Annotated in this window: 12 protein-coding genes; 7 read left to right on the forward strand and 5 right to left on the reverse strand. The window is 65.5% G+C overall.

Annotation, left to right across the window (positions count from 1 at the left end):
* The first annotated feature begins 3 nt into the window (after positions 1-3).
* Together AC1DHL_RS23505 and AC1DHL_RS23510 are read left to right on the forward strand one after the other, a co-directional pair.
* Positions 4-1,008: an SDR family oxidoreductase gene (locus tag AC1DHL_RS23505; RefSeq protein ID WP_478103741.1), complete on the forward strand. Its 1,005-nt coding sequence runs from the start codon at positions 4-6 to the stop codon at positions 1,006-1,008.
* Positions 1,005-1,931: an EamA family transporter gene (locus AC1DHL_RS23510; RefSeq protein ID WP_478103742.1), complete on the forward strand. Its 927-nt coding sequence runs from the start codon at positions 1,005-1,007 to the stop codon at positions 1,929-1,931. The genes AC1DHL_RS23505 and AC1DHL_RS23510 overlap by 4 nt, the downstream gene beginning before the upstream one ends.
* 35 nt (positions 1,932-1,966) lie before the next feature.
* Here AC1DHL_RS23510 and AC1DHL_RS23515 read toward each other — a convergent pair whose 3' ends face one another.
* The 4 genes from AC1DHL_RS23515 to AC1DHL_RS23530 all read right to left on the reverse strand — a co-directional run bounded on the left by AC1DHL_RS23515 (position 1,967) and on the right by AC1DHL_RS23530 (position 5,771).
* Entirely contained in the window at positions 1,967-2,536 is a 570-nt protein-coding gene (locus AC1DHL_RS23515; RefSeq protein ID WP_478103743.1) for a hypothetical protein, read from the reverse strand.
* 52 nt (positions 2,537-2,588) lie between these two features.
* Positions 2,589-3,617 carry a hypothetical protein gene (locus AC1DHL_RS23520; RefSeq protein ID WP_478103744.1) on the reverse strand — a complete coding sequence of 343 codons (1,029 nt, stop codon included), beginning with the start codon at positions 3,615-3,617 and terminating at the stop codon, positions 2,589-2,591.
* 2 nt (positions 3,618-3,619) lie between these two features.
* The gene (locus AC1DHL_RS23525; protein ID WP_478103746.1) at positions 3,620-4,597 is read right to left on the reverse strand and encodes a hypothetical protein; all 978 of its coding nucleotides are present in this window, start codon (positions 4,595-4,597) and stop codon (positions 3,620-3,622) included.
* A 271-nt stretch (positions 4,598-4,868) separates the two neighbouring features.
* Entirely contained in the window at positions 4,869-5,771 is a 903-nt protein-coding gene (locus AC1DHL_RS23530; protein ID WP_478103747.1) for an SDR family oxidoreductase, read from the reverse strand.
* Between the two features lie 101 nt (positions 5,772-5,872).
* On the opposite strand from AC1DHL_RS23530, the gene AC1DHL_RS23535 reads away from it, so the two are divergent.
* The 5 genes from AC1DHL_RS23535 (at position 5,873) to AC1DHL_RS23555 (ending at position 10,874) form a co-directional block, all read left to right on the forward strand.
* Positions 5,873-6,754: a CoA transferase gene (locus AC1DHL_RS23535; protein ID WP_478103748.1), complete on the forward strand. Its 882-nt coding sequence runs from the start codon at positions 5,873-5,875 to the stop codon at positions 6,752-6,754.
* 95 nt (positions 6,755-6,849) lie between these two features.
* On the forward strand, positions 6,850-7,521 hold the full coding sequence (locus tag AC1DHL_RS23540; protein ID WP_478163549.1) for a DUF3348 domain-containing protein: 672 nt from the start codon (positions 6,850-6,852) through the stop codon (positions 7,519-7,521).
* A 10-nt stretch (positions 7,522-7,531) separates the two neighbouring features.
* Positions 7,532-9,622: a DUF802 domain-containing protein gene (locus AC1DHL_RS23545; protein WP_478163550.1), complete on the forward strand. Its 2,091-nt coding sequence runs from the start codon at positions 7,532-7,534 to the stop codon at positions 9,620-9,622.
* Positions 9,622-10,266, forward strand: a complete 645-nt coding sequence (locus AC1DHL_RS23550; protein WP_478163551.1) for an OmpA family protein — start codon at positions 9,622-9,624, stop codon at positions 10,264-10,266. Before AC1DHL_RS23545 ends, AC1DHL_RS23550 begins: the two co-directional genes overlap by 1 nt.
* A 14-nt stretch (positions 10,267-10,280) precedes the next feature.
* Positions 10,281-10,874 (forward strand): DUF2894 domain-containing protein, encoded by a 594-nt coding sequence (locus AC1DHL_RS23555; RefSeq protein WP_478163602.1) that lies wholly within the window; start codon positions 10,281-10,283, stop codon positions 10,872-10,874.
* Here AC1DHL_RS23555 and AC1DHL_RS23560 read toward each other — a convergent pair whose 3' ends face one another.
* On the reverse strand, positions 10,875-11,360 hold the full coding sequence (locus AC1DHL_RS23560) for a hypothetical protein (protein WP_478103754.1): 486 nt from the start codon (positions 11,358-11,360) through the stop codon (positions 10,875-10,877).
* Between the last annotated feature and the right edge of the window lie 56 nt (positions 11,361-11,416).

Raw genomic sequence — 11,416 nt, forward strand, 5'->3', positions numbered from 1 at the left:
CCCATGGAAGTCTCCCAGCCCATCGCGGCACGGCGCGTGCTCGTCACCGGCGCCGACGGTTTTCTCGGCCGCACGGTGGTCGCCGCGCTCGCCCGGCTGCCCGACATCCAGCACGTCGTCGCGCTGGATGTCCGCGAGGTGCCGGCATCGCGCCAGGTGCCCGGCGTGACCTATGCCGTGCAGGACGTGCGCACGCCCCAGATCGGCGCCACGCTCGGCGAACACGCGATCGACACGGTGATCCATCTCGCCTCCATCGTGACGCCGGGCCCCGACAGCACGCGCCAGTTCGAGTACTCGGTCGACGTACTCGGCACGCGCAACGTGCTCGAAGCCTGCATCGCGAACGGCGTGGGCCACATCGTCGTGTCTTCCAGCGGCGCGGCCTACGGCTACCACGCGGACAACCCCGCGTGGATCTGCGAAGACACCGCGCTGCGCGGCAACCACGCCTTCGCCTACGCCCATCACAAGCGACTGGTCGAAGAAATGCTCGCCGCCTATCGCACCTCGCATCCGGCGCTGCGCCAGACGGTGCTTCGCATCGGCACGATCCTGGGCGCCAGCGTGCGCAACCAGATCACCGCGCTGTTCGAAAAACCGCGCATCCTGGCCATCCGCGGCAGCGACAGCCCCTTCGTCTTCATCTGGGACGAGGACGTGACGGGCTGCGTGATCCACGCGATCACCACCGGTCGTGCCGGCTGCTTCAACGTCGCCGGCGACGGCGCGATCACGCTACCGCAGATCGCGTCGATCCTGCGCAAGCCGATGCTGGTCCTGCCGGCGCCGCTGCTGCGACTCGCGCTCTCGATCGGCTCGCGGCTGGGCGTGACGCGCTACGGGCCGGAGCAGCTCGACTTCCTGCGCTACCGGCCGGTGCTGTGCAACGCCCGGTTGAAATCCGACTTCGGCTACGTGCCGCGCAAGACGAGCCTCGAAGCCTTCCTCGCCTTCAAGGCCGCGCGCGCTGCAGACGAAAAGGCGCAGCGCCGGGTCGCCGCGTGACGGCGGCCGCCGGCCTCAGCCGCGGCGACTTCGGACGCGCCCTGGGCGTGGTGCTGATCTGGGGCGTGAACTTCGTCGCGATGAAGATCGGGCTGCGCGACCTGAGCCCCATGCTGCTCGGTGCGCTGCGTTTCGCGGTGGCATCGTTGCCGCTCCTGATGTTCGTGCGCCGGCCGCCACTGCCTTGGCGCTACCTCGTGGCCTACGGGCTCGCACAAGGGCTCGGTCAGTTCGGGCTGCTCTTCCTCGGCTTGCAACTCGGCATGACGGCCGGCATGGCCTCGGTCGTGATGCAGACGCAAGCCTTCTTCACGCTGCTGCTGGCGGCGCCGCTGCTCGGCGAGAAGGCGCGCCCCAGCCAATGGCTCGGCCTGGCCGTCGCGCTCGCGGGGCTGCTGCTGATCGCCGCCGCACACGGCGACGGACCGGGGCAGATGACCTTGATCGGCTTCGTGCTCACGCTGTCGGCTGCCTTGATGTGGGCCACCTCCAATATCGTGGTGCGCTTTGCGGTGCGCTCCGCGCCGGGCTACGACCCCTTCGGCTTCATCGTGTGGAGCAGCCTCGTGCCGATCGTGCCCTTCTTTGCGCTTGCGGCAGCGATGACCAGTCCCTCGACCGTGCTGCGCCAGCTCGCCGGACTCGACCTGCCTGCCGTGATTGCAGTGCTGTTCCTCGCCTGGTTCGCGACCCTGCTGGCCTACACGATGTGGACGCGCCTCTTGCAGCGCCACCCGGCGGGCCGCGTGGTGCCGTTCTCCCTGCTCGTGCCAGTCGTCGGGCTGGCTGCCGCAGCGGTGAGCTTCGGCGAACATCCGAGCCCGGCGCAGTGGGTCGGTACGACGGCGGTACTGTTCGGGCTGGTGATCAACCAGGGGATTGCAAAGCAGGCCCTGGTCATGACTCGACGTGCGCTCTCCTGAGACTGCCTTGCTGCATCCACCCGCGACCGACCGCTTTAACGCGATCTGACAGGCAAGTATTCGCCTTGGCTCCCGTAGCGGCGTACCTTGGGGTCCACGTTCGCACACAGGCGACCACCGCAGACGACGACATCAGCGGCGTTGTAAGCCTTCAACAAATCGGCGCTCACCTGGTTCTCTCGAATCACACCGGCGTAGTGCATCGAGAGCCAGAGACCACCCGCGAACAGCAGGACTAGGCAAGCCACCGTGGCAGCGACAACCTTCCAGATCAGCAAACGGTGCAATTGCTCCATGCGCTGGAGCTGACGGGCCAAGGCATGCGCCCCCTCCCTGATCTCGCCGCCGGCAGTGTCCAGTTGTTGCTGATAGACCTGAACCGGCCGCTGCAGGCCGTCCTGCACCTTGTCCATCACCCGGCCGGGCAACATCTGCAATGAACGGTCGGCCGCCTGCCCGACAACGACCGGCAGCTGCTGCATTGCACCCTGCATCCCTTCGGCCAGCGAATGCAGGCGTTGATCGATCGCCACGCAGTTGCGCTCGAACTGCTCCATCAACGCCGCGACCTTGGCGAAGCGCTGCGCCAATTCGTCTTGTTGCATCAACTTCCCTTACCTCTTTCTGCTCTGTTGTGTGTTCTGAGTTGCACCGTCGTCAGTGCGTCATGCGCATGACGGGATGGTTTTGCTGTTGCGCCTGCGCGGCTGTCTGTTGCGCCACCTGTGCCTGAAGAGCGGCCTGCTGCTCCTGCTGATCCACCGTCGACTTGGCCTGCGCCGTCATTTCCTGCGCGGCCGGCATCGCCGCCAGTGCCTGCGTATGCGTGCGAAAGGTGGCCCAGTCACCGGCCTTGCCGGCTTCAAGCATGCGATCGACCCGTGTCCAAACATCGTCGCCAGGGTTGGCTTGCGGCTGCCCGATGCCGTACTTTTGCAGGTGCTCGGGCGCGCCGCCGGGCGGATAGATCAGGCGGCAGGTCCTTGCGCTGGGAGAATCGTTCGAGGGGTACCCACGGCCGGCCAATTGATTCCAGACCTCGCGTTCACGAAAGGACCAGGAGCCGGGTGCGGGCAGCGCTTTTCCGATGAGGGCGCCGGCAAAGACATCGAGGACGTTTTCGCAGGCTTTGGCTTGCTGCTCCGGCGTGAAGGGCGCGTGGGCGAGCTCGGGGAGGGTTCGCTTGACCGAATCCCAGGCGCTTCCCAGTTGGCCCGTGACGGTGGATGGGTCCCAACGGACCGAACCATCAACGCTGTAGATCTTGTTGTCGGCGTAGACGGGCGCGGCAAATATGGGCGCCAGTTGAGCTTCGCTCTTGAAATTCTGGAACTCGATGGAGACTTGTTCCAGATTGCGCTGTTCGATCTGCAGTGCGTGGCGCTCCAACGCGCTCATTAGATCGCCGCCAGACTTGAGCCGACCGGCGATGTCTTGCGACAGCTTGTAAGCCGTCGAGCCGGTTTCGAGGAAGTCGTTGTAAGCCTTTGCAGCGGCGAGTTCGGCGCGGCCAGCTTGGGCATGGGCGGCGGCGGCTTCTGAAGATGGTTCTTTCGCCGCAACCCACTTCGTGCTGGCCCTGGCGATCTGGGCCGCCTCGTAACTCTGATCCAGTTGAACCGCCCGCGCGGCCCACTCACTGCGCTGTTGTTCCCGGCGCGATTGCGGTAGTTGCGAAGTGCTCATTTTTACTCTCCCGTTCCGAGGTTTACGCAATCTTGCAAGCTGTAGTGCTTGCCTTGAAGTTCGTCGTGCAGAGCGGCCAGTTCGGGCCGATCAGTGCGCACGGCTTCTCGCCGAAGGCTTTTCAGCCAGTAGCTGGATACATCGGTGATGCTGGACTGCCCTTCGATCTGCGTCCAGCAATACAACCGCCGCACGTTTGCGAGATCCTTGTACGCAGCGAAGGAAATGGCAGGACTTGGTTTTCCGTCGTACAGGCGCCGCACATCTTGCGGATCGGCAAACCCAAGGCCCATGAAATACAGAATCAACGCGCTCGCATCATTCGCATAGCCGGCGCGGCGCGCAGCGAAATCCAAGCTCAGGCCTCGGTGAATGTCTTGGGGATAGCCATCAACGCCCAACAGAAGACGCCCTCCCAACTGCATCAGACATTCGGGATGACCAAACTCCGCGCCACGCTCGAGCCATTTCTTATAGAGGGGGGCGTAGCCATCGATCCTCAGCGTGGACGCGGCCCTGACAACGAGCCCGGTCATCAAGCACATGGCCCCGGTATCCCCATGCTCGGCCAACGCCTCCAGCCGCTTCATGGGCCCCGACAACGCGTAGACCTGCAAATTCGACGGCCTGAGCACGCTGAGCGTGATGTGCGCCAATTCCAAACCGTCATCGGCCATCTGCTGCCAACGCTGTTCGCGTCGGATGAAGTCGTCTCTGTTGGGATATCGACGGCTGCCCATATTCCATCGAAGCAGTTCGCCGAAAAGCTCCTGCTCATAGGCCGCCCGTTTCTCGGGCGTGAGTTGAGCAGCCTTGGCCGCATCAAAGGCCGGCAAATCAAATCGCGGAAAGTACTGGCGATTGAGCTGAAAGGCGATGTAGCCGCCCAAGGCCAGCGTAGGCAGTACAACCGCCAGCGAGACCGCCAGCAAGAGCCAAGACCACCAACGCATGCGCCACCGGGGTCGGGCGGCGGTCATCGTCGGTATGCGGGTCGGACGATGGGCTCAACGGGCTGTCGTTGATCGCTCGAATCGCGCCCTGCAACGGCGGTGGCCGCGCGGAGATATTTCAATGCATTGGCTCTTGTGGCCATGTACTTGCTCCCTGAGGTTCTGATCGCACCTGTCCTCGCGCGACGGCCCGGCCGTTCATGCACGGGCCTACACGCACTCGGCTTGAGGTCGCTCTTTCCGTCAGCGCGGAAATTCGCGAGCGGCCTCGCGCGCATTCTGCCTGATGCCGCTCTCGCTACCGCTGTGCCTTGTCCTTCTGGTTCTGCGCCTCGATGCGTTCGCGTGCCGCTTGCCAGTCGGCGTCGCTCCATTGGCGCAACTCATAGAAGTTGCCGCCGGTTGCCAGCGCGCCGCCGCCGTCCATCATGATGCTCTGGCCGGTCAGCCAATCGCACTGGCCACGCGCCATCAGGAAGGCGGCAAGATTCTGCAGTTCGCTCATGCGGCCTGTGCGCGCCATCGGGTTGAGCGCCTTGCTGCGCGCGCCGGGCTCTTCACCGGGGTTCAGGCGCTTGCTCATGCCTTCGGTCGGGATCTCACCCGGTCCCACGGCGTTGAGTCGGATGCCGTAGCGCGCCCACTCGACCGCCAGCGACTTGGTCATCACCTCGATGCCCGCCTTGCTCATGGCAGACGGCACGACATACGGGCTGCCGTTGTCGACCCAGGTCACGATGATGCTCATCACGCTGCGATAGGGGTCGCCGGCCTTCCACTTGCCCTCCTTCGCCTCAGCCACCCAGCGCTTGCCGACGGCCTGCGTCACATAGAAGCTGCCGTGGAAGACGATGTTGGCGACCGCATCGAATGCGCGCGGCGACAGGGCCTCGGTCGGCGAGACGAAATTGCCCGCCGCGTTGTTGATGAGTCCCGTCAGCCCGCCGGACTGCCACAGGCTCTCGACCATCTCATCGACCGCCTGCGCATTGCGGATGTCGACGCCGAAGGCGTCGACGCGCCGCTCGGGAAACTGCGTGCGCCATTCGGCCGCGGTTTCCTCGCACACCACCTGGCGCCGGCCGCAGATCGCGACATCGGCACCCAGGCCCAGGAAGCGCTCGGCCATCGCGCGGCCGAGGCCGGTGCCGCCGCCGGTCACCAGAATGCGCTGACCGGCCATGAGATCGGACTGATACATGCGTGTCTCCTTGTCGAATGGTTGGATCTGTGGAACACGCATCGTAGATCGGACGCCGCAAGCCGGTAAGCTCCCACGCGACATTGCCCGAGGATCCACCCATGTCCGTTGCTTCATTTCCAGAGACCTTTGCGCCGCTGGCCGGCGTTCGCGTGCTGAGCCTTGCGCTCAACCTCCCCGGACCTGCCGCGCTGATGCGCTGCCGCGCCATGGGCGCCACCTGCACCAAGCTCGAACCACCGTCGGGCGATCCGATGGGTCACTACAACCCCACCGCCTACGCGGCACTGCATGAGGGCGTGACCATCGAAGTCGCCGACCTCAAGACCGAAGCCGGGCAGCGGCAACTGCACGGCACACTCGAAAACACCGATGTGCTGCTCACGTCGTTCAGGCCCTCGGCGCTCGCCAAGCTCGGATTGGCGTGGAACGCCTTGCATGCACGGCACCCGCGACTGTCGCAGGTCGCGATCGTCGGCGCGCCCGGCGAGCGCGCCGAAGAACCCGGACACGACCTCACCTATCTCGCCGAAAGCGGCCTCGTCACCGGCACGGAGTTGCCGCCGACGCTGTATGCCGATATGGGCGGCGCGCTCCTGGGGAGCGAGGCGGTGCTGAAAGCTGCGTTGCGCACCGGCGCCTCACACACCCCGGGGATTTACCTGGAAGTCGCGCTCAATGCCGCCGCCGACTGGCTGGCGCTGCCCCATGCCTGGGGGCTGACGAAGCCTACGGGCGCGGTCGGCGGCGCCCATGCGGGCTACCGCGTCTACCGCTGCACAGACGGGCGCGTGGCTGTCGCCGCCCTGGAGCCGCACTTCGCCGCGCGTCTCAGCGAAGCCGCTGGGTTGCCGCCATCGTCGAACATGGCTGCCCCTGAAACGCACGAAGCCATCACGCGCTGGATCGGCACCCGCACCCGCGCCGAACTTGAAGCCATGGCGCGCGAGCGCGATGTGCCGCTGCTCACACTGGCCGGTTGACAGGATTGATACAGAAATTGCCCGCCTTGGCACTCTGGACGGGCCTTCCCGGGTAACTGACCAGTGTAGACTGCCGGGTTTTCCCAATTGGCAGCATGGTGCAAGTGCAAGCGTCTCGGCGCACAGGATTCACCGGCTCGGCGCTCACTCGCTTGCTCGCTCGACTGACCGACATCAACGTTCCCGAATCCAGACAGGCTTTCGCGGATCGATTGAGTCATTGGGTCAGTTGGACTGACGCCATTTCGCTGTCCGCAGCGCTGAATGGCAGCCCGGCGACCGCGTCCGCCGGGGTATCGACATTCTCGAGCGCCGAAGAAGGCGAATGCGCCCGCGTTCGCGCCTCGCTGGTGAACGCCATCACCGAAGGCAGCGCGCTCGCGGCCGACTTTGCGCCATACCGGCAGCGCTATCTCGCGCGGCAACAGGCCATGGAAGCGGCCATCGGGCCCTTGCGCGGTCGTCTGCGGACGAAGCTCGCGGCCCGGTCGCCCGCCCTCGCCCAGCTTGCCGCGGTAGACGCCGTCATGGAACACGCGCTGGACGCGCACGAGCACCGCTTGCTCGCAACCGTGCCGGGATTGCTCGAAAAGCATTTCAAGCGCTTGCGGCAGGCTGCTCGGCAACAGGCGGAATCCGACGACGAAGCCCCGCCCGAAGCGTGGCAGGACGTGTTCCGCAAGAACATGCAGGCCGTGCTGCTCGCCGAATTGGATATTCGATTTCAACCGATCGAGGGGCTGCTCGAAACCCTTCGATCGAGCTAACCAAGCCGACATGAACAGATTTCTTTCTTACGCTGCCTTCTTCGTGGGCCTGGCCGCCGTGTGCTGGGTCGGCACCGGATACATCGGCTCGAATCCCCTGGCGTTGGCCGTCACGGTGCTCGTCGGCGCGTTCTATCTGATGGGCGCGCTGGAACTGCGCCGCTTCCACCAGGCCACGGCCACGCTGACGCATGCGGTGACCGGCATGTCTCATCCCCCGTCGACCCTGGGCGACTGGCTCGACGCGCTGCACCCTTCCCTTCGGAACGCGGTGCGCCTTCGCATCGAAGGCGAGCGTGTCGGCCTGCCCGGCCCGGCCCTGACGCCGTACCTGGCAGGTCTCCTCGTGCTGCTCGGGATGCTGGGCACCTTCCTGGGCATGGTGGTCACGCTGAACGGCACCGGCTCCGCACTGGAGAGCGCGACGGACCTGGAAGCCATCCGCTCCTCGCTGGCTGCGCCCGTCAAGGGCCTGGGGCTGGCGTTCGGCACCTCCGTCGCGGGCGTGGCAGCGTCCGCGATGCTGGGCCTCCTCTCCGCCTTCTGCCGGCGCGACCGCCTGCAGGCCGCGCAGATGCTCGACACACGGATCGCCACCACGCTGCGCGTTTTCTCCCTGGCCCATCAACGCGAAGAGTCCTTCAAGCTGCTGCAGCAGCAGAGCCAGGCGATGCCTGCGCTTGTCGACCGGCTGCAACTCATGATGGCGACGATGGAGCGCCAGAGCCATGCGCTCAACGAACGCCTGATCTCGGGCCAGGACGACTTCCATGGCAAGGCCGAGGCCGCGTACGCCGGTCTGGCGTCGTCCGTCAGCCGCTCGCTGGAACAGAGCCTGACCGAAAGCGCCCGCGTGGCCGGCGCGACTTTCCAGCCGGTGGTCGAAGCCGCAATGGCCGGGATCGCGCGCGAGGCGGCCTCGTTGAACGCAACCATCGAGCAAAGCGTGCAGCGTCAGCTCGACGGGCTGTCGTCCCGCTTCGAGACCAGCACGACCGACGTGGCAGACATCTGGAAATCAGCGCTCGCCGATCACAAGCGAGCAAGCGAGGCGCAATCGAATGACTTGCGCAATTCGCTCGACCGGTTCACCGAAACCTTCGAACAACGTTCTGCATCGCTGGTGGAAAGCGTTTCCGCCCACCTCGAAACCGCTGTCGAGGGCGTGTCGAACACATGGCGAAGCGCCCTGGAACAGCAAGAGCGCGTGAGCCATAACCTGTCCGGGGACACGCATCGCGCATTGACAACCGCCGCAGCCACCTTCGAGCAACATTCGGCGTCACTGCTGCAAACAGTCGCTCAGGCGCACACGGACCTGCAGACGGAAGTGGCGTCGCGCGACCAGCAACGGCTGGCAGCCTGGACCCAGGCGCTCGAAGCGATGGCCGTGTCGCTGCAGCAAGAGTGGCAGCAAGCGGGCGCACGCACCGAAAGCCAGCAGCAGGAGATCTGCAAGACGCTGGCCGACACCGCGCGCGATATCTCCTCACAGACGGAAGTGCAAGCGAAGAACACGATCGCCGAGATCGCCCAACTGATGCAGGTAGCCTCCGAAGCGCCTCGGGCGGCGGCGGAAGTGATCGCCGAACTGCGCCAGAAGCTGTCGGACAGCATGGCGCGCGACAACACGATGCTGGAAGAGCGCAGCCGCATTCTCGAAACGCTGGAGACCCTGCTCGGTGCCGTGAACCACGCTTCCACCGAACAACGCGCCGCGATCGACGCACTGGTCGGCGCATCGGCGGACCTGCTGGACCGCGTCGGCACCCGCTTCACCGACAAGATCGACGCGGAAACCGACAAGATGGCCGGCGTCGCCGCGCAGATCACCGGCAGCGCCGTCGAAGTGGCGAGCCTGGGCGAGGCATTCGGTCTGGCGGTGCAGCTCTTCAGCCAATCGAACGACAAGCTGGTGGCCCATCTGCAGCGCATCGAAGGTGCGCTCGGCAAGTCCATTGCGCGCAGTGACGAACAGCTCGACTACTACGTGGCGCAGGCCCGTGAAGTCATCGACCTGAGCATCATGTCGCAGAAGCAGATCGTCGAAGATCTGCAGCAGATCGCGGGCAACCGCGCGGCGGTGGGCAGCGAAGCGTGATGACGGACGATCTCGACGCCGGCGTGGAGCCGACGGTGCCCGTGTGGGCCGTCTTCGGCGACCTGATGTCGGGTCTGCTGGGGGCCTTCGTGCTCATCCTGGTGTGCGCGATCGGCATGCAACTGGAGTTCACCAACAAGCTGCAAACCGAACTCAAGCAGAAGCAGGCCGAAGCCCAGCGCCTGCAGGCACTCGAAAAGGCATTGGCGGGCCCCTTGGCGGCAGGCCGCGTCACGCTGAACAACGGCCGCATCGGCATCAGCGGCAGCGTGCTGTTTGCCGTCAACTCCGCCGAATTGCAGCCCGAAGGCCGCCAACTGTTGAAGAGCCTCACGGCTCCGCTGGCCGCCTACCTCGCGTCGCGCGAAGAGATCCTGATGGTGAGCGGCTTCACCGACGACCGCCAGGTACGGGGCGGCAACCGCCAATTCGCCGACAACTGGGAGCTCTCGGCGCAACGCGCGTTGACGGTCACGCGCACGATGATCGAGGAAGGCATCCCCTCGTCCTCCGTCTTTGCCGCTGCGTTCGGTTCCGAGCAGGCAGTGGCGTCGAACGCCGATGCCGACGGACGAGCGAAGAATCGCCGTGTGGAGATGGCGCCGACGCCGAAGCGGACGAACACGAGCACGAAGGCGCCGTGAGCAACGACCCCGCGATGATCGAGGCATGGCGCAAGCGCGGCGACGATCGCTTCGATCCCGTGCGTTTTCGGTTCATCGAGGCGATGGTCACCCGCGCCGCCGCCCATCAAGGCGAAGCGCGGCGCATCCTGGATGACAAGGTGGCCAAGCTGCTGGCGGCGTACGGCGAGGATCTCGAAAAGACCCAAGGTGCGGTCGCCAACACTTCAGCGCAGAAAGAGAAGACTCCGCCGGCTCGCGGACCGCTCGCCGCACTCGTCGACCACATCGCCCGGCATGCGCCGCCGCACGGCGACGTGCTTCACGGGCTCCCCGCTTCTCCCGAGTTGAAGACGCTCAGCTACTTCAGGAGCACCTGGTCGAAGCTGAGCGCCGATCGTCGGCTGACGCAATCACTGGCGAAAGTGCCGGACAACGCCGGCCCCCTCAACTCCCACCACCTCGTGCATCGCTCGCTCACGCTGATGCGCGACCTGTCACCGGAATACCTGAACCGGTTCATGGCGTACGTCGACGCCTTGTCCTGGCTCGATCAGGCGAACGCCATGGGCGCGGAAGTCCCGCGTGGCGAGAGCCAGAAGAAAAGCGCTCGAAGCCGATCCAGCTGACTACTGCACCTGGATCCAGCCCACCGGGCAGTCCTGGAGAGACGGGAAATAGCCGATCGGGTTCTGGCAATACCAGAGGGCAGGGACGCCGCTGCTCACGAAAACCACGGGCGGCGGCCCGAAGAACACCGGCCCACCTACGACCGCGAAGCGCCGTACCGGAAACCCTGGCCGGAACGGAAAGCCGGGGCGAACAACAACCGTGTGACCAAACCCTGGGCGAACAAACCCCGGACCCACAAACCCCGGGCGGCCAAAACCGGGGCGAACAAAACCGGGATTTCCAGGAAATCCGGGACGCACGACCACAGCACGCTGTCCCCCGGAAAACCCGCCGCCCCCGGGCACCGCGCGGACCGCGCCGGCCGAACCCCGGCCTCCCCCGTGAAAGCCACCGCCTCCCTGCATGCCGCCGTTGAAGGCAAGACTAGTCGTTGCGCCGCCAGCCAAGGCGGCCATCATCAAGGCCAGTGCGAGACGCTTCATGGCGAACCTCCGCCGAATGTCGTTGTTCGACTTTCGGCGCCGCCCGCAAGTTTCAG

Source organism: Variovorax sp. 10L426 (assembly GCF_056395305.1).